At 37.4% G+C, this 25,807-nt stretch carries 26 protein-coding genes; 11 read left to right on the top strand and 15 right to left on the bottom strand.

What is annotated here, in order from left to right; all coding sequences use genetic code 11:
* Positions 1 to 86: 86 nt before the first annotated feature.
* The 5 genes from D0T08_RS17505 to D0T08_RS17485 form a co-directional block, all read right to left on the bottom strand.
* Entirely contained in the window at positions 87 to 488 is a 402-nt protein-coding gene (locus D0T08_RS17505) for a VOC family protein (RefSeq protein ID WP_116983967.1), read from the bottom strand.
* Positions 489 to 581: 93 nt separating this feature from the next.
* Positions 582 to 1,427: a ThuA domain-containing protein gene (locus D0T08_RS17500; protein WP_116983966.1), complete on the bottom strand. Its 846-nt coding sequence runs from the start codon at positions 1,425 to 1,427 to the stop codon at positions 582 to 584.
* Positions 1,428 to 1,536: 109 nt separating this feature from the next.
* The gene (locus tag D0T08_RS17495) at positions 1,537 to 1,767 is read right to left on the bottom strand and encodes a DUF4287 domain-containing protein (protein ID WP_116983965.1); all 231 of its coding nucleotides are present in this window, start codon (positions 1,765 to 1,767) and stop codon (positions 1,537 to 1,539) included.
* Positions 1,768 to 1,920: 153 nt separating this feature from the next.
* Positions 1,921 to 2,316: a hypothetical protein gene (locus D0T08_RS17490; RefSeq protein WP_116983964.1), complete on the bottom strand. Its 396-nt coding sequence runs from the start codon at positions 2,314 to 2,316 to the stop codon at positions 1,921 to 1,923.
* A 100-nt stretch (positions 2,317 to 2,416) separates the two neighbouring features.
* Positions 2,417 to 3,148, bottom strand: a complete 732-nt coding sequence (locus D0T08_RS17485; RefSeq protein ID WP_116983963.1) for an NrtR DNA-binding winged helix domain-containing protein — start codon at positions 3,146 to 3,148, stop codon at positions 2,417 to 2,419.
* A 188-nt stretch (positions 3,149 to 3,336) separates the two neighbouring features.
* Here D0T08_RS17485 and D0T08_RS17480 point away from each other — a divergent pair, with 188 nt between their 5' ends.
* The 3 genes from D0T08_RS17480 to D0T08_RS17470 all read left to right on the top strand — a co-directional run bounded on the left by D0T08_RS17480 (position 3,337) and on the right by D0T08_RS17470 (position 6,201).
* Complete coding sequence (locus D0T08_RS17480) at positions 3,337 to 4,293, top strand: TolB family protein (RefSeq protein ID WP_116983962.1); 957 nt, start codon at positions 3,337 to 3,339, stop codon at positions 4,291 to 4,293.
* 19 nt (positions 4,294 to 4,312) lie between these two features.
* Positions 4,313 to 5,719, top strand: a complete 1,407-nt coding sequence (locus D0T08_RS17475) for a Gfo/Idh/MocA family protein (RefSeq protein ID WP_116983961.1) — start codon at positions 4,313 to 4,315, stop codon at positions 5,717 to 5,719.
* 116 nt (positions 5,720 to 5,835) lie between these two features.
* A complete protein-coding gene (locus D0T08_RS17470; protein ID WP_116983960.1) occupies positions 5,836 to 6,201 on the top strand; it encodes a hypothetical protein in 366 nt (121 codons plus the stop codon).
* 148 nt (positions 6,202 to 6,349) lie between these two features.
* Here the strand turns inward: D0T08_RS17470 and D0T08_RS17465 are convergent, their stop codons facing one another.
* Together D0T08_RS17465 and D0T08_RS17460 are read right to left on the bottom strand one after the other, a co-directional pair.
* Entirely contained in the window at positions 6,350 to 6,889 is a 540-nt protein-coding gene (locus tag D0T08_RS17465; RefSeq protein ID WP_116983959.1) for a DinB family protein, read from the bottom strand.
* A gap of 75 nt (positions 6,890 to 6,964) precedes the next feature.
* The gene (locus D0T08_RS17460) at positions 6,965 to 7,906 is read right to left on the bottom strand and encodes a YafY family protein (protein WP_116983958.1); all 942 of its coding nucleotides are present in this window, start codon (positions 7,904 to 7,906) and stop codon (positions 6,965 to 6,967) included.
* 257 nt (positions 7,907 to 8,163) lie between these two features.
* Here D0T08_RS17460 and D0T08_RS17455 point away from each other — a divergent pair, with 257 nt between their 5' ends.
* Positions 8,164 to 8,709 carry a fasciclin domain-containing protein gene (locus D0T08_RS17455; protein WP_116983957.1) on the top strand — a complete coding sequence of 182 codons (546 nt, stop codon included), beginning with the start codon at positions 8,164 to 8,166 and terminating at the stop codon, positions 8,707 to 8,709.
* Positions 8,710 to 8,831: 122 nt separating this feature from the next.
* Here the strand turns inward: D0T08_RS17455 and D0T08_RS17450 are convergent, their stop codons facing one another.
* On the bottom strand, positions 8,832 to 9,230 hold the full coding sequence (locus D0T08_RS17450; RefSeq protein WP_116983956.1) for a DoxX family protein: 399 nt from the start codon (positions 9,228 to 9,230) through the stop codon (positions 8,832 to 8,834).
* An 89-nt stretch (positions 9,231 to 9,319) separates the two neighbouring features.
* The gene (locus tag D0T08_RS17445; RefSeq protein WP_116983955.1) at positions 9,320 to 10,261 is read right to left on the bottom strand and encodes an NADP-dependent oxidoreductase; all 942 of its coding nucleotides are present in this window, start codon (positions 10,259 to 10,261) and stop codon (positions 9,320 to 9,322) included.
* Positions 10,262 to 10,350: 89 nt separating this feature from the next.
* Here D0T08_RS17445 and D0T08_RS17440 point away from each other — a divergent pair, with 89 nt between their 5' ends.
* Positions 10,351 to 11,193: an AraC family transcriptional regulator gene (locus D0T08_RS17440; protein ID WP_116983954.1), complete on the top strand. Its 843-nt coding sequence runs from the start codon at positions 10,351 to 10,353 to the stop codon at positions 11,191 to 11,193.
* Here D0T08_RS17440 and D0T08_RS17435 read toward each other — a convergent pair.
* The 3 genes from D0T08_RS17435 to D0T08_RS17425 form a co-directional block, all read right to left on the bottom strand.
* Positions 11,190 to 11,783, bottom strand: coding sequence for a phosphatase PAP2 family protein (locus D0T08_RS17435; protein ID WP_116983953.1), 594 nt, complete (start codon positions 11,781 to 11,783; stop codon positions 11,190 to 11,192). The genes D0T08_RS17440 and D0T08_RS17435 overlap by 4 nt on opposite strands.
* 12 nt (positions 11,784 to 11,795) lie before the next feature.
* Positions 11,796 to 12,341 carry an acyl-CoA thioesterase gene (locus tag D0T08_RS17430; protein ID WP_116983952.1) on the bottom strand — a complete coding sequence of 182 codons (546 nt, stop codon included), beginning with the start codon at positions 12,339 to 12,341 and terminating at the stop codon, positions 11,796 to 11,798.
* Positions 12,342 to 12,832: 491 nt separating this feature from the next.
* The gene (locus tag D0T08_RS17425) at positions 12,833 to 15,595 is read right to left on the bottom strand and encodes a hypothetical protein (RefSeq protein ID WP_116983951.1); all 2,763 of its coding nucleotides are present in this window, start codon (positions 15,593 to 15,595) and stop codon (positions 12,833 to 12,835) included.
* A gap of 444 nt (positions 15,596 to 16,039) precedes the next feature.
* Here D0T08_RS17425 and pfkA point away from each other — a divergent pair, with 444 nt between their 5' ends.
* Positions 16,040 to 17,014 carry a 6-phosphofructokinase gene (gene pfkA / locus D0T08_RS17420; RefSeq protein ID WP_116983950.1) on the top strand — a complete coding sequence of 325 codons (975 nt, stop codon included), beginning with the start codon at positions 16,040 to 16,042 and terminating at the stop codon, positions 17,012 to 17,014.
* A 31-nt stretch (positions 17,015 to 17,045) separates the two neighbouring features.
* Entirely contained in the window at positions 17,046 to 17,690 is a 645-nt protein-coding gene (upp, locus tag D0T08_RS17415) for a uracil phosphoribosyltransferase (protein WP_116983949.1), read from the top strand.
* Positions 17,691 to 17,694: 4 nt separating this feature from the next.
* Here the strand turns inward: upp and D0T08_RS17410 are convergent, their stop codons facing one another.
* The 3 genes from D0T08_RS17410 to D0T08_RS17400 all read right to left on the bottom strand — a co-directional run bounded on the left by D0T08_RS17410 (position 17,695) and on the right by D0T08_RS17400 (position 20,186).
* Positions 17,695 to 18,297, bottom strand: coding sequence for a DUF4230 domain-containing protein (locus tag D0T08_RS17410; protein ID WP_116983948.1), 603 nt, complete (start codon positions 18,295 to 18,297; stop codon positions 17,695 to 17,697).
* A gap of 75 nt (positions 18,298 to 18,372) precedes the next feature.
* Positions 18,373 to 19,320 (bottom strand): MlaD family protein, encoded by a 948-nt coding sequence (locus D0T08_RS17405; protein ID WP_116983947.1) that lies wholly within the window; start codon positions 19,318 to 19,320, stop codon positions 18,373 to 18,375.
* Positions 19,321 to 19,427: 107 nt separating this feature from the next.
* Positions 19,428 to 20,186 carry an N-acetylmuramoyl-L-alanine amidase gene (locus D0T08_RS17400; protein ID WP_116983946.1) on the bottom strand — a complete coding sequence of 253 codons (759 nt, stop codon included), beginning with the start codon at positions 20,184 to 20,186 and terminating at the stop codon, positions 19,428 to 19,430.
* 194 nt (positions 20,187 to 20,380) lie between these two features.
* Between D0T08_RS17400 and D0T08_RS17395 the strand changes: the two genes are divergently transcribed.
* The 4 genes from D0T08_RS17395 to D0T08_RS17380 all read left to right on the top strand — a co-directional run bounded on the left by D0T08_RS17395 (position 20,381) and on the right by D0T08_RS17380 (position 25,795).
* The gene (locus tag D0T08_RS17395; RefSeq protein WP_147322793.1) at positions 20,381 to 23,344 is read left to right on the top strand and encodes a putative LPS assembly protein LptD; all 2,964 of its coding nucleotides are present in this window, start codon (positions 20,381 to 20,383) and stop codon (positions 23,342 to 23,344) included.
* A 121-nt stretch (positions 23,345 to 23,465) separates the two neighbouring features.
* On the top strand, positions 23,466 to 24,314 hold the full coding sequence (locus D0T08_RS17390; RefSeq protein ID WP_116983944.1) for an N-acetylglucosamine kinase: 849 nt from the start codon (positions 23,466 to 23,468) through the stop codon (positions 24,312 to 24,314).
* Positions 24,304 to 24,948, top strand: a complete 645-nt coding sequence (locus D0T08_RS17385; RefSeq protein WP_116983943.1) for a carotenoid biosynthesis protein — start codon at positions 24,304 to 24,306, stop codon at positions 24,946 to 24,948. Before D0T08_RS17390 ends, D0T08_RS17385 begins: the two co-directional genes overlap by 11 nt.
* A gap of 22 nt (positions 24,949 to 24,970) precedes the next feature.
* Positions 24,971 to 25,795 (top strand): amidohydrolase, encoded by an 825-nt coding sequence (locus tag D0T08_RS17380; RefSeq protein ID WP_116983942.1) that lies wholly within the window; start codon positions 24,971 to 24,973, stop codon positions 25,793 to 25,795.
* Positions 25,796 to 25,807: the final 12 nt, after the last annotated feature.

Raw genomic sequence — 25,807 nt, 5'->3', positions numbered from 1 at the left:
TTTCAAACACTTCTACATAGTATACTATACGTAGTTTTGGATTAAAATAAGAAAGAGCCTTAGAGGAGCTAATTCATGACTGAAAATTATGTACTTTTCTTAGATTCTATAAAATCCCAGAGATTGCCGTATAAATCTTCAAATACGGCTACTGTACCATATTCTTCTTCGGATGGTTGTCGTATAAATTTAATTTCGTTGGCAATCATATTTTTATAATCCCGCCAGAAATCGTCGGTGAAGAGGAATAAAAACACCCGTCCGCCTGTCTGATTACCTACTCTGCTTTTCTGTTCTTCGGTTGAAGCCTTGGCCAATAATAAATTACAGCCCGAAGTACTGCCGGGAGGACTGACAATTACCCAACGTTTGGTATCGCTAAGTGGTGTATCTTCAATCAGCTTGAAATTCAGCTTTTGCGTATAAAATTCTATAGCCTCATCATAATCATTGACTAACAAAGAGATATGTGCGATTTGTTGTTTCATGTGTCTGGAATTGAGTGAATGGGTGATTTAGTGAATGAGTGATTAAAGTTTTTAAATATAATCACTCATTCGCTCATTCACTAAATCACTAAATTATTTTTTCTTTTTCCCATCCCCTAACCACAACAACGCATCCAGGAGAAATTTGTTCTGGGTTTCGTTGTTGAAGGTGAAAGATAGTTCTTTATTGGTTTTGCCTTCGTAGTCAATATCATTATGCCCCATATTGGCGTATATCATCTTGTATTTCTTATTTGTCCATACTACCGGATAGTAGCCACTATGCCAGATCTCGTGCTGCTTTGGCCCTGTACCCAATGGGAAACTTGTCGAGTCAATAGATACCAGAATTTCTATATCGGGGTTCGCCTTCAAGTCGTTTTTCCATCTATACCACTCATTTGGAGATGATTTAAAGGTTTCAGGTAGGTGCTTCATCGCAGGATGCTTTCCTGCTTCTACTCTTAAAACGGCCGACGTTGGTCGCCAGGTATTACTTCTGTATTCACCTGAGCCTAAAAACTCGTTATGATACCAGTCCCAATCCTGATTAAAGGATGATTTATTCAGAGCAAAGGCCGCAAAATGGAAGCCCATCCATCCACCACCATTCTCCATATATTGTCTGAAAGCCTCTCGTTGCGCCGGGTCTTCCGGACGGGTATCCAGGAAAAGAACTACCTGATATTGTTTCAGAAATTCGGCATTAAGGTTGCTCCAGTTATTGGTTGAGTCGTAGGTGAAATTATTTTCCTGTGCCATTTTCAGAAAGCCCTTGTTAGCTTCATGCACATAGCTGATATGAGCTCTGTCATTTTTGGCTGTATAAAACGCAATGACTTTGAATTTTGGTTTTTTACCTTGCGCTGTTGCACTCATGGAAAAACCAATAGGAAAAAGCAGAATAAAAAATAAAGAGATACGCTTGAAAGGAATCATGGGTTTGTGAATAGATGGTATATGTTGAAAAATAATAGCTTAATGCCTTATCCAAATGAATAGGCGATTATAGAAATATATTGTCGATTAGGAATTTAATATGATAGAATTACTTCTTTTCCTTAGCCTTAATTTTATCTACTTTCGATGGGTCTAAAGTTGTGTATATAGCCATAGCATGGCCGTGTCCTAAGTCAAAATCTTCTTTTAACCAAGCTACAATCTCACCTGCTTTTATGCCAGGTTTTAATAAGCCTTTTTCTTCGGCTAATTGTTTGAAATCTTCAGGAGTCTTACCTGTTTTTTGTTTGATATTATCTATATATGCTTGAAATGACATAGGTTTATTGGTTTTGTGGCATGAATAAAATTAACTCAATACTATGAGAAATTGCTTGGACATGCAAAATTTAAATGGGTATTTAAAGCTAAGTAAAACCGTATTTAATAAAGGGCTAAAGTGACACATATATTTCATATTTTGCTCAAAGATTTACTCAATGCACTGAAGTACATTATTTGCTCCTTTTACCAAGTATTCATTAAATGGTGAATCACCCAAAAACTCAATTTGACTGGTAATTGCTTTTCTGAATAAACCTTTTACTTTATCATTTTTTGTATTAATATGAGCGCAGAGACTAGTTATTCTATTGCTTTCAACAAACCAGTAGGTTAAAAGATAACCATAGCTAAAAAGTGCATGGTTATTAAATATTTCAATAGCATCTACAACTTTTTTGGTAAACTCTTCATTGGGATAATTCTGCATAATTAAAAATAATGATTGACTTAATCCTTCTGATAAATAATCAGAATCATAAATTTCGTCATTGAATCCATAGCATAGAGTATCGAAATCGTCAATGGTTAAAAGTCCTTCATTCACTAATTTAAAATATCTTCAAACACCTGATAATCTTCAGTATTTTTCAGTTTGCGTGATGCTATTATCAGCTCTTTATTTAGTTTGTTTTCCATAAATATTCCTAATCATTCTTCTTAAACCGATATAAATAAGGCGCCTTATTCTGCGCTCCTGTAAATTTCTTTTCAAGCCGCTCTAATACATTAAGGTCAAGGATTTTCTTCTGGAAATTGTTCATGGCAAATGGTTTGTCATAAACTGCCTCGTATAATGCCTGAACTTCGCGCATAGTAAAGGTCTCTGGCAAAAGATTGAAGCCAATTAGTTTCTGGTCAAGATTCTGGCGAAGGGCTTCAAGAGCAAAGGATAGAATCTCATTGTGGTCGTAAGTCATTGCCGGAACATTCTTAATGTTTCGCCATTCAAGATATTCATCAAACTCTCCGGTTTGCGGATTTACCTTGTTAATATCAACCAATGCATAATAGCCGATACAAACAAACCGGCTGGTTATCCATTCAATTGTTTCAGGGTCAAATCTTTTGCTATCATAATTTGATAGCCCCGATTTCATAATTTCTTTGTATTCGCTGTTGATAATACGGTTTTCATCACCAAATACCCGGAATTGTTCGAGATATATGTTTTCTAAATCTGTTCGTTCTTTCAGAATCCTACTGGCGGCTTTATCAATACTCTCGGTTTTCAGGATATACCCACCGGGTAAAGCCCAATAATCTTTTCCGTATTTAGGCTTAGAAATCAAAACTTTTAGCTCTTCATCCTTATATCCAAAAATCACACAGTCAATTGATAAGTGTGAGATATATTTATTAATACCAAATTTCTCCATTAATGCTAGGGTTTGTCTAAGAAACAAGCGCAAAGATAAGGCTTATACTGAGTATTTGTAATTTTTGAAATGTAATTATTTGAAGATTTGATAGTAATAAAATTTATTATCTAAAAAATAGATAATAAAAAAATAAATACTACATTTGTTCATTCAATCTAATTTTTTGAATCTGAATAATTTACTCTATGAAAAAAACATCATATTTATCAGCTCTGGTATCGCCTTTTCAGGTAGCTTGTGTAGCTATTCTCTGCGTACAATTTTCGTCGGTTGCTATCGCGCAAACCAAGAAAGATACCACAAGCTATATTCATACTGTGGATATAACTACCGGAAAAATTGATACAATTCTTGCTATTAAAAAACACTTTGAAGCGCCTAACTGGCATCCTGATAATTATCTGGTTTTGAATAGCTTCGGAAAGATTTTTACCTTAGATTTACATTCAAAGAAAATAACAGAATTGAATACCGGATTCGCTAAACAAAATAATAATGACCACGGTATTTCACCTGATAAAAAATGGCTGGTAGTTAGTAATCATGATAAAAATCATCCGTCAACAAAGCCTTATAAATCGGCTCTTTATATACTGCCGATAACAGGAGGGGAGCCCAGATTAATAACACCGGAAGTACCTTCTTTCTGGCATGGATGGAGTCCAGATGGTAAAACTCTTGCTTATTGCGCTGAGCGAAATGGTAATTTTGATATCTATACAATTGGCATTGAAGGTGGAACTGAAAAGAGATTAACAGAGACCACAGGCTTAGACGATGGCCCGGATTATTCATCAGATGGGAAATATATTTATTTTAATTCCTATCGTAGTGGTCATATGCAAATATGGCGTATGTTTGCAGATGGTACACAACCCGAACAATTGACATTTGATGAGAATTCCAATTGGTTTGCTCATCCTTCACCCGATAACAAATGGATTGTTTATATTGCCTATACTTCTGACGAGAAACAAAGCCATTTATTCGGAAAAAATGTTAAACTTCGTTTGATGAATTTAAAGACCAAAGCTATCAGAGATATTACACCAGTTTTTTTTGGCGGACAAGGCACAATTAATGTACCTTCGTGGAGTGCTGATAGTAAAAAAATCGCCTTTGTAAGTTATTTAGTTAAATAAATCAACCTTAATACGAAACATGAAAAACGATAGTGCATCTTCCAGAAGGAAGTTTCTACAGCAGATTGGTGCTACCAGTTTAGTGGCTGCGTCATCGCCGTTTGCTTCACTCGCTGCCCAACAAAAAGCAGAAGAACGTATTCTGACTTATGACAGAAAAATTACAGCCAACGACAAAGTCAGAATTGGTGTAATTGGCTTTGGCGTTCAGGGACATTATGATTTGAATTCTGCCTTGAAAGTACCCGGAGTTGAATTGGCAGGTATCTGTGATTTATATCCAGGCAGACTTGAAAACGCTAAAGAATTATATGGCAATGACCTGTTTGTGACAAGGGACTACAGAGAATTGCTGAACAAAAGTGATATTGATGCCGTATTAATTTGTACTACCGATGTATGGCATGCAAAGATGACATTAGATGCGCTGGCAAAAGGCAAGCATGTATATTGTGAAAAACCCATGATTTATAAAATCAGTGAGGGTGCTCCGGTAGTTGCAGCCGCTAAAAAATCTGGTAAAGTTGTGCAGATCGGTAGCCAGCGCGTAAGTAGCATTGGTTTAGCAAAAGCAAAAGAATTATTAGCTTCCGGAGAGATTGGTAAGCTGAATATGGTTAATTCAGTAAACGACAGACAAAGTTCTATCGGGGCATGGGAATATACTATTCCGAAAGATGCCAGCCCTGAAACCCTTGACTGGGATAGATTTATTTCTATCACTGGTAAAAAAATACCTTATGATCCGAAGAAGTTTTTCTGGTGGAGAGCTTTCAAAGATGTAGGTACAGGTGTGGCAGGTGACTTGTTTATCCACTTACTGAGTGGTACGCACTTCATGACCAATTCTAAAGGACCAGAGGCTATTGTAAGTACCGGACAATTCAGCTATTGGAAAGATGGCCGCGATTTACCTGATGTGATGTCTGGGGTTATGCAATATCCGGATACACCAGAACATCCTGCTTTCCAATTGACTTTACAGGTTAATTTTATCAGTGGAACAGGTGGACAAGAACTAACCCGCCTAATAGGTTCAGAAGGGATAATAGATGTAAGAGGTAATACTATTACCGTAAAACATAGTATTATGCCGGAGGCTCCGGGCTTTGGTGGATACGATTCTCTTTTCACTTTCTCAAAAGCTATGCGTGAGGAAATGCAGAAAGATTTTGATGCTAAATGGACGCCTGAACAACGAAAGAAAAAAACAAAAGAAGATATTGTGTTCAACCCACCTGCAGGTTATAACGAGCATGTAGACCACTTCACTAATTTCTTTGATTCAATAAGAACTGGTAAGGTGGTGGTTGAGGATGCTGTGTTTGGTTTCAGAGCAGCAGCTCCGGCTTTGGCTTGTAATGAAAGTTTATTGACAAAGAAAATAATCAAGTGGGACCCGGTAAATATGAAGTTGAAAGTGTAATAAGATAATCCTTGTTAAAAAATTAATCGTCCTTTTTGTTCAATTTGCTTGATTCAAAAGGGCGATTTTTATTAATTATCTGCAAAAAATAAGCTAGCAAGACCAATAGATGAAATATGGCATTTAAAAAGCGAGGAATTGTTAAACAAGAGCAAACGAAGATTGCTTTAAAATTCTATTTCAGTTTATTAGTTGTTAGTTTAATCTTAGGTTATCCAATATACTTTTTAATTAAAAGTGGGGTAAGAAGTTATCAATTGTCGAATAATAGTAAAACGATAAAAGGAATAGTGATCGATGAAAAAAACTTTACCGGGCATAGTCCTGTAAATCATCAATTCTATTATTCTTATGAGTTTTGGGTTGATGGTACAAGGTATAAAGGGAATACCGGAAACTCTAAGTATAGTATTGGTGATAGTGTAGAGATAAGATATTCTATCTATAATCCTTCGTTCAATGAAGTAGTTAAAATGCCTTGAAAATTAGCGATTTTATAATTTTCAAAAGAAAAAATAAACCCCTCCACGCACGTGCTAAGCATAGAGGGAGTTTATCTGAGTTAATTGTTGTGGGAATTTAAAAGTTGTGGATTGGTAGCGGTTATTCCCCTTAAGACACCTAAAAGTTTTAAGCTAACACCCGCTCTCGCGAGAGGTAGTACATGTAATTGGTAATTGGTGGATCTGCAAGCCCAATAAGAAGAGCTATGTTAGTTATTTGTACCCTGTGGTAGGTACTGTGGTCAAAACAAAGTTGTATGAGTTCAAATCTTGGAATGTCACAGTCTAAAACATTCGGTATATAAACATGTGTGGTTGCTTTTAATTCGGTTTCTTCGAGGTCTAAAATATAATCCGCAAATTTTTCGGATTGCTCCAATAAACCCTCAAATATTTCATCTGCCGAAGAGTTACAAAGCTGTTCGTAAGGTAGAAGAGCAGACGTTTGCTGCAAACAGGCAAACCATGATAGTTCTACCTGCCATATATGAATTAAAGTTTGTTTAAGGCTATTAGCGCTTGAAGGAACTTCTATATCAAGTACATAAGTCGGTTTAGTTTTCAGCCAATTGATAATCCTCTTATTTGCTACCTGATTATAAATAGCATAATCTTTTAGAAGCGTATGTAGGTTTTTGTCAGTCGTTGCTGTAATTTCTTGTAGCATACCCTTTTCCGTTTAGTGCTACAAAGTAAATACCAGCTAATGACAGCCCTATGTCAGTAGGGCAGAAGAATTTTTTTAAAATTTAGAAGAAATATTTGAAACCATCATTTTTAGCTTGTCTTTGAGACTTTTTGGCGTAAGAATCTCAGCCTGATCAGCAAAAGTAATATACCAACGGGCAAAAACATCTAGTGAGGCACTCAGAAAAGTCATCTCCATCGTTTCGCCCTTATCGGTTTCAGAAACAAAGCCGTTAAAATATTTTTGCTCCAGTAAAAATCGTAGAGCGGGCTTGTTTACCCTAATGACTACTGTTTCAAGATTCTCATTTTCGGGCATACGCTCTAAATATTCTTTTAAAGAATAATGTTCTTTTTTGAAAGATTCTTCAATCAAGGCAATTTTCGAAATGCGGTCGGTTCTGAAATGCCGATAGTCGTTCCTTAGATGGCAGAAGGCAATGGTATACCAATAATTGAACTCATGGTAAATGCCCACAGGCTCTATTTTACGTTGCAGCGGTTCGCTTGAATTGAAGCTGGCGTACTCCATTTTTGCAATCTTTTTTTCGGAGATACTATTCAGAATAATTTCAAGTGTATTGTTGATTGATTTATTGAAAGGAGTAGTTCGTTGCCGAACTTCGATGTTTTCTTCAATGCTATCGAGCATGTCTTTTTCGGTACTTTTCAATACCGCTTTCACCTTATACATCGCCGATTTATAACTGGCTTTAGTAGAAAGATCAGTAAAGCTTTCCATTAGTTTTTCGGCTGTTATGAAGGTGCGGGCTTCTTCACGCGTAAACATGACAGGCGGTAGACGATAACCATCCATGATAGAATACCCAACACCCGCCTCTCCAATAATAGGTACACCGGCTTCTTCCAGCGAACGCACATCTCTATACACCGTTCTTAAACTGATATTAAAACGGTCGGCAATATCCTGTGCTTTTACGATTTTTTTCGATTGTAATTGAATGAGGATGGCAGTGATTCTATCGAAGCGATTCATGATTTTGGGCAAAAAACTCTTACAAAAATCTGAAATAATTGGAATAATTGTTGCGATTTTCTTTTTTTCTTCAATTAAACCTTAAAAATACACCGTTTAATCAAATAATCTACGTTAAAGCCTTGATTGATAGCAGCTTAAAAAAAGTTAAGAAAAAATTAAAGTACTTTTCAATCCAAATGCCGGATAATCCCGTTAGTTGAGATATAATTCAAAAATTACAATAAATAACTCAATCTAAAAAAACAAAAATTACCATGAAAACTTTAGCAATCAGCTTTGTAGCTGCCTTCATTTCTATTGCCTCATTTTCACAAGAAAGAACCGTAGAGGTGGGTGGTGCGCCCATGTATCCATCAAAAAACATTGTTGAAAATGCCGTAAATTCTAAAGACCACACCACGTTAGTAGCAGCAGTAAAAGCAGCAGGCTTAGTAGAAACTTTGCAAAGCGCTGGCCCATTTACTGTATTTGCACCTACAAACAAGGCATTTGACAAACTACCTAAAGGAACAGTAGAAACATTGGTAAAACCAGAGAACAAAAGCACATTGACAAAAATTCTTACCTATCATGTAGTTTCGGGTAAGTGGAGTGCTGAAGACCTGATGGGGAAAATCAAGGCAGGTAATGGTAAGGCTATGTTGACTACCGTACAAGGAGGTACGTTAACTGCCTGGATGAAGGGTAAAAATGTTTGGATTACAGACGAAAAAGGTGGTATGGCAAGAGTAACGATTGCAGATGTAAACCAAAGCAATGGTGTAATACACGTGATTGACACGGTGTTGATGCCTAAGTAATTTGACTTTGTCTTGAACTGTGATTTAGCTGATTGAATTGATTACACTGATGATTTGTGAGGGAAAGGATTTTAATTTCAAATAAATCATCCAATCAGCTAAATCATAGTTCAAAGACGAATTTATCTCTTCAAAGCATTATCTACCGAGTAAGCATTATAATTCAGATAAGAAAGTAATACTGCGAAAAAGAAGGTATGAATCATTTGTGAAGGTAATGCACCCCAATCTTCTATCATTCCTGATCCAAAAATTAATGCTACCATTGTGAATCCTCCGATAATCAGGGATAATCTCGTAAATAAGCCTATCAATAAGAGTACACCTATTACCAGTTCGATTATCGGAAGGACATAACTGAACGGTATTACCAGTGCCTCTGGGAGCATTGAATTAGTAAATTTTTCAAGCATCCAGGCACTGAATTTGGGGAGTTTTACCACGCGCACAATTCCATGGCAAAACATACTGGTACCGATAGCCAGGCGTAATATTACAAAGGTAATGGAGTTGTTAATCATAAAATTTGTTGGTTTGAATAATTAGAGTGTTAATGAAAACGGCACATGTAGACAAATCTATCATGTGCCGTTTTCATTAGCAAATATTATCAGGGTTTAATAATAATCTTTCCTCTCGTTGAGCCTGTTTCTATTTGCTGATGTGCTTTACCTATCTCATCGAAAGAATATACGGCCGATACATGAGGTTTAATAATGCCTTTTCCGAGCAAATCCGCCAACTGTTTCATATCTTCTCCGTTCGATTGTACCATAAAAAAGAAACCATTAATGCCTTTCGCTTTGGCTTTTTCAACAATCCCTTCTGAGGTAGCTGAAGGCAATGTAATAACTGTACCACCTTTCTTTACCACTTCAAACGAGCGCTCAATATTACTACCACCAATTGTGTCTAATACAATATCTATATCGCTAATGGCTTCTTCAAAAGGTTTTGATTTATAGTCAAAATACTCATCAGCACCTAAACTCAATACTAAATCTTTATTAGCAGCTGAGGCTGTACCAATGACATAAGTGCCAAAGTGTTTGGCAATTTGTACGGCAAAATGTCCTACACCTCCTGCCGCTGCGTGTATTAAAACTCTGTCGCCCGGATTAATTTTTATGTGAGTATTGAATGCCTGCCAGGCGGTTAAGGCAGCCAGAGTTGCTGCTGCCGCTTCCTCATGTGAAATATTAGCAGGTTTTAATGCTAGATGTGCAGCCGATGCGGCCACATATTCGGCATATGCTTTGCCATGACCGGGGAAATTGACCATTCCGAATACTTCATCGCCAATCTTGAAATCTTTTACATCATTACCTACCTGAGCTACTACACCCGAAACATCCCAACCCAGAATTATAGGGTTTTCGTCTTTCAATCGGGTAGCTAAAGCCTTACCCGAACGGGTTTTTATATCCACAGGATTAATACTTATGGCTTTTATTGCTACCAATACTTCATTATCCTGAATAGTTGGTTGCGGAATTTCTTCAACGACGAAATTATCTACACTTCCAAATGCTTTTAATACGATTGCTTTCATTAATTTAATTATTTTGATGAGGCAAAATTAGTGTGGGTTATTCATAAATTACTTGTACAATCATTGGTTTGTCTTGTATATTTGCAGGTATGCAAATAAGAAATTTATACGAACCATTCGAGATTGAATACCTCGAATCATGCGAGTGCCCTATGGCCGCTCACAAACACAATTTTTTTGAGTTAGTATATATTGTTGAGGGTGCAGGTATTCAGTGCATCAACAAAAATAACTGGACTTACGGCCCCGAAAAACTGTTTTTACTAATGCCTCAGGATTGCCATTCTTTTAAAGTTGAGAAAAGTACAAAATTTTTCTTTATCCGTTTTAATGAAGTTTATATTAAATACCAGAACAAGGAATTAATAAAAAAGTTGGAATTTATTTTTCAGAACCATAATCGCTTGCCCGGTTGTATCTTAAAAAATAAGGCTGATAAACCTTTGGTTAAATCACTAATAGAGGCCTTAATCCGCGAATATATTAATCAGTACCCTTACCAGAGAGAGCTTACCCAACAGATAGTAAATACTTTGCTGACGGTTGTGGCAAGAAACATCTCTTTGAGTTCACCTGAAATTCAGCGAAATGCAGAGTCTAAGGATTTAAGTATGTTAAGCTATATACATCAGAATATCTATTCGCCAGAGTTGCTGAAAGCCGAGGAAATGGCGGCTAACTTTAATATTTCGCCCACTTACGTAAGCGAGTATTTCAAGAAACTAACAGGTGAAAGTATGCAGCAATATATTACCAACTATAAACTGAAATTAGTAGAGACTCGCTTGCAATACAGCGATATGCGTATGAATGAAATAGCTTTCGAATTAAACTTTACCGACGAAAGCCACCTGAACCGCATATTTAAGAAGTATAAAGGTATGAGTCCTTCAGAATTCCGGAAACAGAAAATGGCAATAGCCAGTAACTAATGCTGTTTCTTTTTCTGTAGCCATCGGTTGACTTTATAACTTGCCCAGGCCGAACCTGCACCTATCAAAGCACCTGCTAATACATCACTCGGATAATGTACACCTAAATGCAAACGAGAATAGGCTACTGTTCCGGCCCAGAGATAGGCAGGTACAGTTACATACCATTTTCTGGCTGTTAGACTTAGTGAAGTAGCTGCTGCGAAGGCCGCTGTTGCATGCCCTGAGGGAAAGGATGGGTCTGTCTCAACAATAGCTGGGTGTATATAAGGATATTCCTGAAAGGGTCTTGGTCTATCCACTACTTTTTTCAGGATATATGACGTTCCTAACGAAACTACTAGTCCAGCTCCTGCGGCTAAGCCCTGTCTTTGTAAGTCTTTATCTTTTTTAATTAAGCCTACTCCTAAAATACCAATAGGAATGGCCGCGCTGATAGGGTAAGTGGCTTTGCTGAAATTCTCGAAAGTATGGTCTGAATTCTGTGTCCTGTTACTTTGGATGTCTTTGAGGATATTAATGTCTATATTTTGTGCAGCCAGATTGAATGAAATTAAGCAAGTGAGGATTATACTAAAGAGTTGTTTCATAGATAAGTCGAATTATGGATTAATAATGATTCTTTCGTTTGCTAACAAATGCAGGTCTTTCTCTACATGAAGCTCTGAAATTTCATTGTCGAAATCATCTTTATATACTTCTTTTAATTGTTTACGCTTAATGGCTTCCAGACAGCGCCTGATGTCTTCTTTCGTTTCTAATATTAATTCTGGTACTTCGGTAGGCTTTCCGGTTACATCATCTTTGGCTACCATCGTAAAGTATGATGTATTGGTATGTTTTTTCTCTCCGGTTTTTACATTTTCCGATACCACTCTTATGCCAATCACCATAGAGCTACGCCCTACATAATTCACAGAGGCATGTAAGGATAGGAGTTCACCCACTTCGATGGGTTGCAGAAAATTAACGCCGTCTACAGATACGGTTACTACATAAGTTCCGGCATGTTTAGAGGCGCAGGCATAAGCCACTTTGTCCATTAAAGAAAGCAGGATGCCTCCGTGAATTTTTCCCCCAAAATTGGCATAAGAAGGAATCATCAGTTCGGTAATGGTTGTACGTGAGTAGGAAATAGATTTAGGCATGGAATATATTGAGTGATTTAGTGATTGTTTTAATTGCGAATTAGCGAATGGTGAATAATTGTGTCGCATATTATACCTTTATGAATAGAACCAAGGAATAGAAATAATGCAAATGGATATTTTCACTTAAGAATATTCACTAATTCACCATTCGTAATTCACGATTAATTACTAAGTTATGAGATGTAAATAAATGTAAAAACGCCACGATAATCAAGTATCATGGCGTTTAACAATAAACCCTAACCCATAAAAATCAATATTATGAAACTATTGATATTGCATTATTTTAATAATTACTATTGCAATTAGTGTGCCAGATTTTATTTAAATGAAATATTTATTAATAAGAAATTTGACACAAAAATTAATTTTTTTAAAGTTATCGGATAGAAAATACTGGTTTTCTATCCGATAACTTGTAATCTGTGTAAAAAAGAAATGTAAAATTAGGAAAACACTGTCGGACTTTTTCACTCAAAAAGGAATTGTTACTTTTGTGTTTTTTCAAGATTTTTTACTTTCTTGTCCAATTCCTCAATCTTTTTATTTGCTTCTATTAAATAGAGCGTTAATTCTTCTATTTTCTCCATTAATTTGGCACTGGTTTCGGCTACATCCAATCCTTTTTGCGCCATTTCTTCAGCTGATGGTACGTTTGGTAAGTGTCCATTATATTTGATAAACTTCTCAACATCTTTCAGTTTCATCAATTTATAATCTGGTTTGAACACATAATCAGCCCAACGTTCTGAATTAGCCAGAGCTACTCTCACTCTTTCAGTTAAGATACCGCCTTTCACAAACAGACTGTAACCATCAGGATAAGAGTTGATGCCTGTACCAATTACAACTTTGCCATTATTTGCATTGTGTAAGCGGCCATCAATATTATTCCAAGAGTTTTCTACATTACTACCACCGTCAGTTACCAGAATCACATTTCCGCTGTCATCTACCGATAGTACTTTACCATAGGCATTCCCTGCAGGAGACGAAGATTTTAAGCGTGTTAATTGTAAACCACTTTTATTGTCTTCATTACTATTGATAAAGATGCCTCCGCTATTATTATTTACAATTCCAATGCCATTATCGTTGTTTTTCCATAAAGAATTTCCGATACCGCCACCACCGGTTTGGGTAGGTGTGTTTACCAAGATTATTTGTCCATTAGCATCAACCGAAAGGACTTTTTGAGTAGTTACCGAAGTAGGAGCCTCACTATTCAGTTTTGTCAATACCAAGCCATTAGAAATATATACATTACCTGAATTTTTATTAGAAATATTATTATCATTCACAGCCCAGGCGGATGGTTCAGTTGATGGAATAATAGGTACACCACCTGTATTAGTAACAGTGGCTATTGAGTCTCTGACCAAAATTAGATTCCCTAAGTTGTCTACTGAAAGTACTTTGCCCGTTGGTTTACCTGCTGTAGCACTAGAGGTCAACTGTGAAAGAGTCAGCTTTCCTGTTTCTATTTTAATACCGTTTTTGGCATTCAGACCATTGTTAATGTTTACGATACCTGCATTATTATTGCTGATGGCATTACCGCTTAATGTCCAGTTGCTTTCTCCACCACCTCCAACAGGAGTAGGCGTATTACCCAAAATCACATTTCCTTGATTATCTACTGATAAAACCTTTTGTACAGTAGTACTTACGGGCGTTTCACTAGTTAGTTGAGGTAATCTTAAACCTGTATTAATTTGAACAATACCCGAATTATTATTTGAAATATTATTACCACTGATATTCCATGAAGAAGGGCCTCCACCGCCTCCACCAGTACCTACAGAGTCTCTTACCAGAATCAGACGTCCGTCATCAGTAACTGTTAATACTTTTCCATAGGGGGTAAAGGCCTGGCTATAGGCAGTCAGGTTTTTCAGCCTTACTGTACCTCTTAGTTCCAGCGTACCATTGTCATTAATATTATTTACTGTATTATTATTTTCTTCCCAGAAACCATCTACTACAGCAGTTTGGTTTTTAGATGTTCCCACAGAGTCTTTTACCAGAACCAGCAAACCATTGTCATCTATTGATAGCACTCTACCGTTGGATTTACTTAATGTAGATGTAGGACGTAGGTTTTTGAAGCGGATATTACTCACCACTACATCTCCGGCGTTGTTATTTTCAATAGCATTCCCTTTGGTAGTCCAGTAATTTGTGCCCGGACTTGTAGGTATCGTAGAACCTAATCCAATTGAATCTCTTACCAGAATTATTCTACCTTTATCATCTACTGATAATACTTTCTGGTTTGGTCTGCCGGCTGGTGAAGCACTGGTTAGTTGCTTAAACTGCAAACCGCTGATATTAGCCGTTTTACTATCAATAGTAAGTGCCGATTCAAGTGCTTTTGTATTGATACCTAGGAACCCTTTCGAGAAGTCACCATAAATCAGCGGACCATTCGGGCTACCATTCTCTATATATAATTTGTTATTGCCTATTTCGTTGATTCCGGCGTTATTTCCGATGAAAACATTGCCGTCTCCCACCGATTTCTGTCCTGCCTGTGTACCTATAGCGATATTTTGTGAACCAACTATGTTGAAAAACAAAGCACTTGTACCTACCGCTACGTTGTCGCTACCTGTCTGGTTATTAGGCAATGCCTGGTAACCTACGGCTATATTATTTAAACCCATGCTTACTTCGTGTAAGGCATAGGCACCGATAGCTACTGAGTTAAATCCTATACTTCTATACCCTGCTCTATAACCAAAATACGTATTACCATATTTATAGTCTATAAAGCCTGATCTGAAATTATTTACCCTGAAAGATAAAGAAGAAGTATCTGTAGTACCCATAAAATGCAAGTCTGAATTGGTACCTGCATTACCGTTGATACTCCAGGTGGCATCGTCTGCAACAGAATTTTCGCGTAGAGATTTTCCAATAGTGTTGGCTGCCAGACTTTTCCATGCCGTGCCATCGAAATAGTAAAAACCCGGTACATAATCAGTCTGATAAATCATTAAACCGCCAGCCGGGTTCGTAATTTTGCCGCGTTGGGCCAAAGTCATACGGGGGATTAGTAAACCTTTAGTGGTTGAAGAAAGGTCCAGAATAGCTGATTTGTCGGGTCTGGTAGTTCCAATACCAACATTTTCAGCACCTTTATCTGTTACTTTGTTTTGTGCCATTAAAGGCAAAGCACCTAACAGTAGACACACAATTGTTCCTATAAAAGAACCGCGTCTTTTTTGAATTAATTTTATTCCTGACATTTTGTAAAAGTTAATTATAGCTAACTTAATTTAGTAAGTGGGATTGGGCCGTAATGACTTCAGATAATCAGTTTCAAATAGTATGCCAAAATGTTGTTTTTTAAGTTTTAACTTATAAGTAACTGATAGTGAGAGAGTTATATTTCGGGCGAAAAGAAGATAGAAAATAAGGTAAGGGAAATTATTTTTTTTTAAAATAATTTTACCAAGGCAAAGACATAATTGGGCTTTTAAAGATGATATTGTTCAAATGTTTCTTAAAATAGTTATATAAAAGAATATTGTTTCGATAAAATTACTTTTAGCAGAATAATCATTAAATACTAATAACAATTAAAATTTGGGAGAAGTAAATAAAACTAATTACTTTTGCAGTTAAACGATACAACCTTATTAAACTATTTTTATTTTAATTCTAAGCCAAAATAAAGTACCTATATTAAGATGAAACGAATTGCAGTTTTTACCTCTGGTGGTGATGCCCCGGGCATGAATGCTTGTATTAGAGCGGTAGTGCGGGGAGCTATTTATCATGGATTAGAGGTATTTGGTATCAGGAGAGGATATAGTGGGATGATTGCTGGAGACATTTTTCCGATGACATCACAATCTGTCAGCAATATTGTACAAAGAGGTGGCACTATCCTGAAATCGGCACGTAGTAAAGAGTTTATGACCCCTGAGGGAAGAAAAAAAGCCTATGAGAATCTGATGAACGCAGGCATTGAAGGCCTGGTAGCTATTGGTGGAAACGGGACATTTACAGGGGCAGAAGTTTTTTATAATGAATATGAACTCCCGACAGTAGGTTGTCCGGGTACTATTGATAACGACTTATATGGTACTGATTATACCATTGGTTTTGATACTGCAGTAAACACAGCCTTAGAGGCCATTGATAAAATACGTGATACAGCTGATTCTCACGACCGTGTGTTCTTTATTGAAGTGATGGGACGTGACTCTGGTTATATTGCTATCCAGTCGGGTATTGGTGGTGGTGCAGAAATTGTAATGGTGCCGGAGACACATACGCCACTGAAAAAAGTAGTAAGCACCTTGAAAGATGGCTGGACCCGCTCAAAATCATCGTCAATAGTAGTAGTAGCTGAAGGAGACGAAGAAGGACATGCTACTGATATTGCCGATAAAATCAAAGAGCAGGTAGCCGACAAACTGGATATTCGTGTGACAACCTTAGGACACATTCAGCGAGGGGGTACTCCCACAGCTTATGATCGTATTCTGGCAAGCCGTTTGGGATTAGGAGCAGTAGAGGGTTTGATTAAAGGAAACAAAAACGTAATGGCTGGGATAGTGAACAATGAAATGGTATATACACCTTTTATTGATACCATTAAAAAACCTAAGCCAATCCACGACGATTTGCTAAGAATGGTACATATTTTAAGCCTATAAGCAGCCTTAAGGCGTATTCAAACAACAAACCATGTTTGTACTGACCGAAACCTACTCTATTGCCAATCATTTTTTGGCAGAACTACGTAACCAGGAAACACAGAAAGACGCCATGCGATTCAGAAAGAATATGGAGCGTCTGGGTGAAATCTTTGCTTATGAAATCTCTAAAACGCTGACTTATCAGAACCGGGATGTGGAAACACAATTGGGTGCAAAGATTACACAGCAGGTTTCGCAACAGGTGGTTCTGGTTACTATTCTTCGGGCAGGCCTACCACTACATCAGGGATTACTCAATTACTATGATAAAGCCGAAAACGCTTTCATAGGCGCCTACCGTGGCAAACATGATGAAAAAGAATCTTTTGAAATAGAAATGGACTACATCACAAGTCCGGATATCCAGGATAAAGTACTAATTATTAGTGACCCGATGTTAGCTACCGGAAAATCTATCGAAAAAGCTTATCATGCCATGCTTCGCTATGGGATTCCGGCCAAAACGCATATTGTATCTGCCATTGCCAGTCGTAGAGGCGTACGTTTTATTAAGGCTCGTTTGCCGCAATGCCGCTTATGGATTGGGGATATCGACGAAGATATGAACAGCAAATCTTATATAGTACCAGGCTTAGGCGATGCCGGAGATTTGGCCTATGGTGGAAAAGTATAATTGATTACTTTGGATTATCTAAAGTTGCTTTTAGCTGAAATTGTAATACTACTTTCTTTTTAGATATATTTTCAAGAATTGGTCTCAGAACCAAATCAGCATTCTTTCGGGTTTGTTCTAAGATGCCCATTTCAAGGGCTGACTGTTTTATTTTTTCCTGTGCCCTGCTATAAGCTTCATTCAGTAAGGTTTGCTCATTCATAAACGCATATTGCGTATCATAAATCCTGGAGTTTTTGTGGTCTATGCTATAATGGCAAAGCTCAGGGTCGGGTAGATGCACAATCAGTGTATCGTCTTTAGTAGCAACATCTTCCGGTTTTACTTTAGCTAAATCTATACAGCCTACCGCATTTCCCTGTACAATCAGAATAGCTTTTGGATTGGGCAGATAGTTAAACTTTAGTTCCTGCTCTACTACATCACGAAAGGTAAAATTAGCCAATTCTATTTTCCCTAGAACCAACATTTCTTTTAAAACCATGTTATGGGTAGTCTTAATTTCCTGCTGAGTAAAAGGGTTGAGAGACTTACCTTTTTCCCAAAGGAAAACCGAGCCAATAACAATAAAGAAAATGATAAGAATACTGCGTAGGCCTCGGAACATGATTATGGATTTTGTCTTCGAATAATTACGTCAGCATAACGGAGAAATAGAATCTTTTAGCTCGAACAAAGCTATTTATTTCTTTTTTTCTTTATCCTTATCCTTTTTTCCTCCGAATAAAGAGAAATGAACATACCGCTTAGGATTGGCTTTCAGATCAGCCATTAAAGCAGCAAGGTTGGCAGCAGTCCTATCCAGGTTTACATAAAGCGAATCGTCGCTAGCTAGTTTCCCTATGGTACCTTTGCCCTGATTAATGTCTTTCAGAATGCCTTGTAAACTAGCGACTGAATTATTGAGTTGTGACACAGTTTGTCCTAAGCGAACAGCATTCAAAGAATCGGCAAATGTATTAGTCTTTTGAAGAATAGGCTTGATTTGCGCATCCAGATTGTTAGTAAGACCATTCAGATTTGAAGTAAGGGTTGCTGCATTGGCTGTGATAGCTGATAGATTTTTAGCATTCGAAGCTACTACAGCATTGACACCAGTAGTTGCCTGATTTGCATTGGCTACAAGCGCCTTTAGAGCTACACCCGTCTGGTCGAATTGTTTAACAATGGTTGTAAGCGTAATAATTAGTGAGTCTGCGTTTTTCAGTACAGGTGCTGCTTTTTCACTTAAACCACTCATCAATCCACCTTCAATCTCACTTTTTAGAGTACCTTCATCTTTTAACGGATTACCTGATTGAATAAGCAATTTTATCATTTTACCGCCCAATAATCCATTATCAGTCAGAATAGCTACCGAATTATCATTAAGTGTAATATCTCTTTTTATCGCCAAAAGAACCTTGACCCGATTTTGATTTTGTTCAGGAGTTACTTCTACTACTCTTCCTATTGTTACACCATTGTACATCACAGGATTAGAAGTCTGCAGACCTTCTACATTTGAATAGTAGGCATAGTATTCGTTTTCTGTACTAAAAACATCTAAGCCTTTTAAAAAATTAAATCCAAGATAGAAGATTGCGAAAGTAACGATACCCAACAGACCTACTTTAACTTCTTTTTTCATATAAAAAACCGTGTGATATGGTGAATTAAGGACGAATACGAATAAATATTAACAATTCTGCAAAAATACATTTCTGCATTCGTGTTTCAACGCTTCGCATCTGATATTTATTTTTCAACCTCTTCTTTATAAATTTTCAGCGCTTTTACAATGGCCTCAGCGATTTTCTCATGCCCGGCTTCGCTTTCCAGAATTTTTCTGTCGGTGGCGTTAGTCAGGTATCCAGTTTCTATATAGATACCCGGCATGGTGGTTTCCCATAAAACCTGAAACCCTGCCTGTTTTACCCCTCTGCTCTTACGGCCTGATTTCTGAAATTGTTTTTCAACCTTAGAAGCTAAGTCTAAACTTTGTTTCATAAAGGCATTCTGATAGTTTGCCATCTTGATATGAGCCAAAGGAGAATTAGGATCGAAATCATAGTTCTTTTCATAATTCTCCTCCATCAGAATTACACCATTTTCCCGTTTAGCCAGTTCCAGGTTCTCTTCAGTTTTATGAAGCCCCATCGTATAGGTTTCAGACCCATATATTTTTGACGAATAGGGATTAGCATTCACATGAATACAGATAAACAAATCAGCCTTATGACGGTTAGCAATAGAGCCTCTTTCGTGTAAAGGGATAAAAACATCTTTCTTGCGGGTATATACTACCTTTACTCCTAGCTCTTCTTCAATCAGCTTTCCTACTTTGAGTGTAATACTAAGCGCGATATTTTTCTCTTTCAATTTTCCGTAACTGGTACCAGGGTCTTTCCCTCCGTGACCAGCATCTATTACAATGGTTTTTATCTGACGCCTTTGTGCCTCAGCCGAACCGTAAGCAATAAGGGCGATAAATAGTACTTTAAGAAATTTTAACATGATTTTACAGGCAAACGTTCTGTCTCTCCTATTAATAAGCTAATTTTGTGCCACGACTAATCGTTATAGAGCTATTAGAACGAATTTGTTTACAAAAGTACTATTTTTGAGGCGACTTAAAATATAATCTTTTAGTAAACCCACTTGTAAGTCGATATGTTTTTGGTTATAATTCTTTAAATTGTCATAATCGCTTGAAGTTTTTCCTACTTGTCTGTAGTTTGTTTTTTAGTGTTTCAGCCTTTGCACAGTTCCCGTCGATAGACCCACTCCGACGTGCGGGTAACAGCACAGGAGGGAACAACGGCTTTGGACAACCTCTCCCTGAAAATACCAGAAAAACCCGTACCATAACGGGTAATAAACTCTTTGCCGAAAAGCAGGATACCGTTAAAGTGGTTATACCTGACTCCCTGAAGAGTAAAGACAGCAGCCTGCAATCAACTGTAAAATATACCGCACAGGATTCAACAGTAATGGAGGTAGATGGTAAGACTGTACACCTGTACGGGCAAGCCAAAGTTACTTATGGAGATATTGAATTAGAAGCCGATTACATCAGATTAGACTGGGGTAGGAATGAGATTTTTGCCCACGGCTCGCCAGATACAACCAAGCAAGGTGAAAAAGTAAAAGGTAAGCCTATTTTTTCGCAGAGTGGAGACAAGTATAATACGGATACTATCCGCTATAACTTTAAATCCCGAAAGGCGATTATCAAGAATATAGTCACACAACAGGGAGAGGGTTTTGTGCAAGGTGAAAAAGTAAAAAAAGACCCTGATGATAACCTTTATCTGGTGCATGCGAAATACACTACCTGTAACCTGAAAGAGCCGCATTTTCATATAGCTGCCCGAAAAATCAAACTAGTTAATAAGAAGCAGATCATTTCGGGGCCATTTAATTTTGTGTTGAGTGGAATACCATTGCCTATTGGGCTGCCCTTTGGCTTCTTCCCAGTTCCCAAAAAGAAAGAAATTGGTACCTCGGGAATTATTATGGGGTCTTATGGAGAAGAACCCCGCAACCGTGGTTTCTACTTTCGCGACTTCGGTTATTATTTTGCTATCAGCGAAAACATCGGGGCAAAGATATTGGCACAGATATATTCAAAAGGTAGCTATGGTGTGGGTATTCAGTCAAGCTATTCCAAACGTTATAAATATGCAGGGAATTTAAGTTTTCAGTATAATTATAATAAACCTGTAGCCGAAGTACTTGATCCTGATGCTTCGCAATCTGCCGCTAAAGACTTTAGCTTAAACTGGTCGCACTCACCAGCCAATAAGCGCTCGGATAGAAGTTTCTCTTCTTCGGTAAACCTGAGAAGTAACGGCTTTAACCGCAATAACGTGAATACGGTTGATGTAAGTAACTATCTGAGTAGTAGTTCAAACTCTTCTATCCAGTTTGGCCGTACGTTTGCACAGAAAGTGGTAACAAGTGGAGGTTTGAATATTTCACAAAACTTTACTACCGGGCAAATGGATGCCTCATTAAACTATAGCATCGGTGTCAACCAGTTTAATCCATTTGTACCTGAGAAAAAGATGATAGGCCGCTGGTTTGAATCTTTCAGAGTAGGATTCAATGTGAATGGAGGGTATCAGGCCACCAATAGTAAAGTAAACAGTATTACCAGTTATTCAGAATACAAAATTGTTCGCCAATTGGGTGACGGTAGCTATGAGTCAATTGAAGCGAAGCCATTAACCAATGAAGAAATAAGACTCCGTGATGCCAATCCATTAACTTTATCAGAAGAAGATCGTGCCAGACAAAAAGCATTACAGGAGAGACTAAACAATGTAAGAAAAATTAATAGCTTAGATGCTTTGAGTGATATATTGGCTGACGGACAGTTCCGTACAACATACTCTTTGCCTATCACTTTGCCTAACTTCAAGATTGCACGATATATCAACTTCACGCCAAGTGTTTCTTTGCGAGGTGATATTTTTACACAATCACTCAGCTACAAATATATCGAAAGTGAGAATGCCGTAAGAATAGATACGGTAAAAGGCCTTTTCCCTACTTACCAGACATCAGTTTCGGGGAGCATGAATACCCGTGTATATGGAACTTATCAGTTTAAGGGTAAAGGACGTCTACAGGCTATCAGACACACTTTAGCGCCATCTATCAGCGTCAGCTATGCACCTGATTTTACCAAGAATCTTTTTGATTATAAAGTAGTACGCATCGATCAGGATACTGTTAATGGCGTAATTACTCGCACAGCTATCAATAAGCTACTAGCTAGGTATCCTACTTTAGGGGCATCAGCCGGAGCATCCGGTAGTATCGGATTTGGTATAACCAATCAGTTAGAAGCTAAAATCAGGTCAAAATCTGACACTGCTGCCAAAGCTTTTGAAAAGATTTCTCTCCTGGATAATTTTGGTATCAATGGAAGTTACAATTTATTAGCTTTAGGCGACTCAATGAACCTATCGAATATTAGTATGTCGGCTAATACGAACTTGTTTAAAAACTTAATCAACCTTAACTTTTCAGGCAGTTTTGACCCGTATTATTATAGACCTGAAAATACAGCAGAGCTAAGGGCTTTGAATCCGGCTGGTCGTATCACACGTTTTTATAAAGTAGCCGAAGCCGGAAAATTCAGTTTGAGTAATCTGGCTACTTTGCGTTCGGCAAACATTGCTATTGCTACCCGTTTATCTCCTGAAACTTTTGATAAATCAAAAGCGAAGCCAAGAGAAACAAAATCGACAGACCCCGCGATGGATGCCATGAAGAAATTTGTAGCGGCCAATCCTGAATTATATGTCGATTTCTCAATTCCATGGACTTTGAGTTTGAGCTATAACCTTAACTATAATAAGCAAGGGTTGGCAGATGCCCAGATAACGCAAGCAGTTACGGTGCAGGGGGATTTTAGCCTTACACCCAAATGGAAAGTAGGCTTTAACACTGGTTGGGATTTTCAATTTAAAGCAGCTACTTTAACAAATATCAGTTTACATAGAGAATTGCACTGCTGGGATATGAGTTTCAATTGGACACCTATTGCCGGAAATAACCTTCGTGCAAGCAACTATTCATTCGATTTGCGTGTAAGAAGTACTTTATTACAAGAGTTGAAAGTAAGCCGCCGCCGCCAGACCTATGGGCAGGGTGGGTTTTAAGAATTTAGTGAATGTGTGATTAATGCGTATTTATTATCAGCGATTTTAATCTTTGTTGACAATTTATATATTTTCCTTATTCACACAATCACTAAATCATTCATTCACTAAATTATAAAAGATGATATTAATTGCAGACAGTGGTTCAACCAAAACAGATTGGCGAATTGTAGATGGAAACAAGATTGTAGGGCAAACCCAGACCGTGGGTTTTAGTCCCTATTATCAGGATGCCAATTCTATAGCTACTGAACTGCAGACCAGCCTGGTACCTCATTGCAACGATAGAATCACACAGGTTTTTTATTATGGTACAGGTATTACCAATGATGAAAAAGCAGCTGTATTAAGAACAGCCATTCTGAAAGTTTTTAAAGAAATTGAACATATAGATGTGCAAAGCGATGTTCTCGGTGCTGCAAGAGCTTCCTGTGGGCATCAGGAGGGGATAGGTTGCATTTTAGGTACAGGCTCTAATTCGTGTTATTTCGATGGAGAAAAAATTGCCTTTCAGGTACCACCTTTAGGTTTCTGGTTAGGTGATGAGGGAAGTGGAGGACACCTGGGGAAATCTCTGCTATTAGCTTATCTTCATAAAGAAATGCCTGCCAATATCAGACAACTATTTGAAGCACAGTATGGCGCAATGGATAGGCTGATGGTTTTAGATAATGCTTACTACAAGCCATTTCCAAACAGATACTTTGCCACATTTGCCAAGTTTATCTCAGATAATGTGCAAGATCAGTTTTGCCATGATTTAGTAGGGGATTCTTTCAGACTATTTTTTGAGAAATATATTCTCAAATATCCGATGTGTTTTGAGGTAAAACTTAATTTTGTGGGGTCTATCGGGTTTTACTATAAGGAGATTTTGAGAGAATTAGCTGAAAGTAAAAAACTGCAAATCGGAAATATATTGGTAACTCCTATTGATGGATTGGTAAAATATCATACTAATGCTATTTAAAAATAACTCGACTAACCCTATATCTTATTTAGTCTTACTCACAGCGATGTATATAGCCGGGTTAATAGGCCTGAATATCCCGCAAACAACACATCTCTTTCAATGGCTTACACCTTTTAATCTGCTGGTCTCATTGGGTATCCTGCTTTATTTCCATCAACAATGGAACCGTAGTTTTATCATATTTTGTGTCATTACCTTTCTTACTGGTTTTTTTATAGAGTTAGCAGGTGTAAAAACTGGAGTTATATTTGGAGAGTATCAATATGAAACGACATTAGGCTTTAAGATTCTGGAAGTGCCACCTGTTATAGGTGTAAACTGGCTTTTATTAGTTTACTGTGTTGGTAGCTCTTTTTGCCAAACGTCTAAACCTATTTATATTAAAGTACTCTATGGTGCTTTGCTAATGACCATGCTCGATTTCCTGGTTGAGCCTGTTGCCATTCGCTTAAATATGTGGTCGTGGAAAGAAGCAAATCCTCCCATTGAGAATTATATAGCCTGGTTTATCGTTTCAGCGGTTTTGCTAACTTTATTTCATAGTATGAGATTCAGAAAAGACAACCCGATTGCACGTTGGTTATTGATTTTGCAGATTTGTTTTTTCGGCATACAAAATTTTATCTATTAATCTATCCTAACTCTTGATTTCAATGACTATTGATGCACACCAACATTTCTGGTATTATAATGCAGCAGATTATGCCTGGATTGATGATTCAATGAAAGCCATCCAGCGTGATTTTTTACCTGCTGATTTAGAACCCATTTTACAAAAGAATGGATTTGATGGCTGTGTGTTGGTGCAAGTGAATCAGACTGAGCAAGAGAATGATGATTTTCTGAAATTTGCCGATTTATATGATTTCATCAAAGGAGTAGTGGGCTGGGTTGATTTAAGAGCCGAAAATTTATGGGAACGCTTGAGTTATTTTAAGCAATTTAACAAACTGAAAGGTTTCAGACATATTGTGCAAGGTGAGCCCTTGGGCTTTATGCAGCACGATAGTTTTGTTAAAGGAGTAAAGAAATTAGTAGATTTTGACTACACCTATGATATATTGATTTATCCGAAACAATTAAAAGATGCCTTGCATCTGGTTCGTGAATGTCCTGATAACAAGTTTGTGATAGATCATATTGCCAAGCCGGATATTAAAAATAAAGAAATCAGTAAATGGTCGAATTATATGAAAGAGATTGCGCAACATGAGCATGTATTCTGCAAGATTTCAGGTATGGTAACAGAAACTGATTGGCACAAATGGAAAAAAGAAGATTTTTATATTTATCTGGATATGGCGTTAGAGTTTTTCGGTACTGATAGAATCATGTATGGTTCCGACTGGCCTGTTTGCTTAGTAGCAGGTACTTATGAAGAACAATTATCTATTGTGCAATCTTATTTTAATAAATTGAGTAAAACCGAAAAAGATAAACTTTTTGGAGAAAACGCTACTCGTTTTTATGGGTTGTAAAGAACAAAGTAG

Source organism: Emticicia sp. C21 (assembly GCF_003418935.1).
In the GTDB taxonomy this organism is placed as follows: domain Bacteria; phylum Bacteroidota; class Bacteroidia; order Cytophagales; family Spirosomataceae; genus Emticicia.
This window is presented reverse-complemented; position numbering and strand designations above follow the sequence as displayed.

Excerpts from the sequence above, each read along its gene's own strand:
- D0T08_RS17505 (WP_116983967.1), bottom strand. The coding sequence starts at position 488 with ATGAAACAACAAATCGCACATATCTCTTTGTTAGTCAATGATTATGAT.
- D0T08_RS17500 (WP_116983966.1), bottom strand. The coding sequence starts at position 1,427 with ATGATTCCTTTCAAGCGTATCTCTTTATTTTTTATTCTGCTTTTTCCT.
- D0T08_RS17495 (WP_116983965.1), bottom strand. The coding sequence starts at position 1,767 with ATGTCATTTCAAGCATATATAGATAATATCAAACAAAAAACAGGTAAG.
- D0T08_RS17485 (WP_116983963.1), bottom strand. The coding sequence starts at position 3,148 with ATGGAGAAATTTGGTATTAATAAATATATCTCACACTTATCAATTGAC.
- D0T08_RS17480 (WP_116983962.1), top strand. The coding sequence starts at position 3,337 with ATGAAAAAAACATCATATTTATCAGCTCTGGTATCGCCTTTTCAGGTA.
- D0T08_RS17475 (WP_116983961.1), top strand. The coding sequence starts at position 4,313 with ATGAAAAACGATAGTGCATCTTCCAGAAGGAAGTTTCTACAGCAGATT.
- D0T08_RS17470 (WP_116983960.1), top strand. The coding sequence starts at position 5,836 with ATGGCATTTAAAAAGCGAGGAATTGTTAAACAAGAGCAAACGAAGATT.
- D0T08_RS17465 (WP_116983959.1), bottom strand. The coding sequence starts at position 6,889 with ATGCTACAAGAAATTACAGCAACGACTGACAAAAACCTACATACGCTT.
- D0T08_RS17460 (WP_116983958.1), bottom strand. The coding sequence starts at position 7,906 with ATGAATCGCTTCGATAGAATCACTGCCATCCTCATTCAATTACAATCG.
- D0T08_RS17455 (WP_116983957.1), top strand. The coding sequence starts at position 8,164 with ATGAAAACTTTAGCAATCAGCTTTGTAGCTGCCTTCATTTCTATTGCC.
- D0T08_RS17450 (WP_116983956.1), bottom strand. The coding sequence starts at position 9,230 with ATGATTAACAACTCCATTACCTTTGTAATATTACGCCTGGCTATCGGT.
- D0T08_RS17445 (WP_116983955.1), bottom strand. The coding sequence starts at position 10,261 with ATGAAAGCAATCGTATTAAAAGCATTTGGAAGTGTAGATAATTTCGTC.
- D0T08_RS17440 (WP_116983954.1), top strand. The coding sequence starts at position 10,351 with ATGCAAATAAGAAATTTATACGAACCATTCGAGATTGAATACCTCGAA.
- D0T08_RS17435 (WP_116983953.1), bottom strand. The coding sequence starts at position 11,783 with ATGAAACAACTCTTTAGTATAATCCTCACTTGCTTAATTTCATTCAAT.
- D0T08_RS17430 (WP_116983952.1), bottom strand. The coding sequence starts at position 12,341 with ATGCCTAAATCTATTTCCTACTCACGTACAACCATTACCGAACTGATG.
- D0T08_RS17425 (WP_116983951.1), bottom strand. The coding sequence starts at position 15,595 with ATGTCAGGAATAAAATTAATTCAAAAAAGACGCGGTTCTTTTATAGGA.
- pfkA (WP_116983950.1), top strand. The coding sequence starts at position 16,040 with ATGAAACGAATTGCAGTTTTTACCTCTGGTGGTGATGCCCCGGGCATG.
- upp (WP_116983949.1), top strand. The coding sequence starts at position 17,046 with ATGTTTGTACTGACCGAAACCTACTCTATTGCCAATCATTTTTTGGCA.
- D0T08_RS17410 (WP_116983948.1), bottom strand. The coding sequence starts at position 18,297 with ATGTTCCGAGGCCTACGCAGTATTCTTATCATTTTCTTTATTGTTATT.
- D0T08_RS17405 (WP_116983947.1), bottom strand. The coding sequence starts at position 19,320 with ATGAAAAAAGAAGTTAAAGTAGGTCTGTTGGGTATCGTTACTTTCGCA.
- D0T08_RS17400 (WP_116983946.1), bottom strand. The coding sequence starts at position 20,186 with ATGTTAAAATTTCTTAAAGTACTATTTATCGCCCTTATTGCTTACGGT.
- D0T08_RS17390 (WP_116983944.1), top strand. The coding sequence starts at position 23,466 with ATGATATTAATTGCAGACAGTGGTTCAACCAAAACAGATTGGCGAATT.
- D0T08_RS17385 (WP_116983943.1), top strand. The coding sequence starts at position 24,304 with ATGCTATTTAAAAATAACTCGACTAACCCTATATCTTATTTAGTCTTA.
- D0T08_RS17380 (WP_116983942.1), top strand. The coding sequence starts at position 24,971 with ATGACTATTGATGCACACCAACATTTCTGGTATTATAATGCAGCAGAT.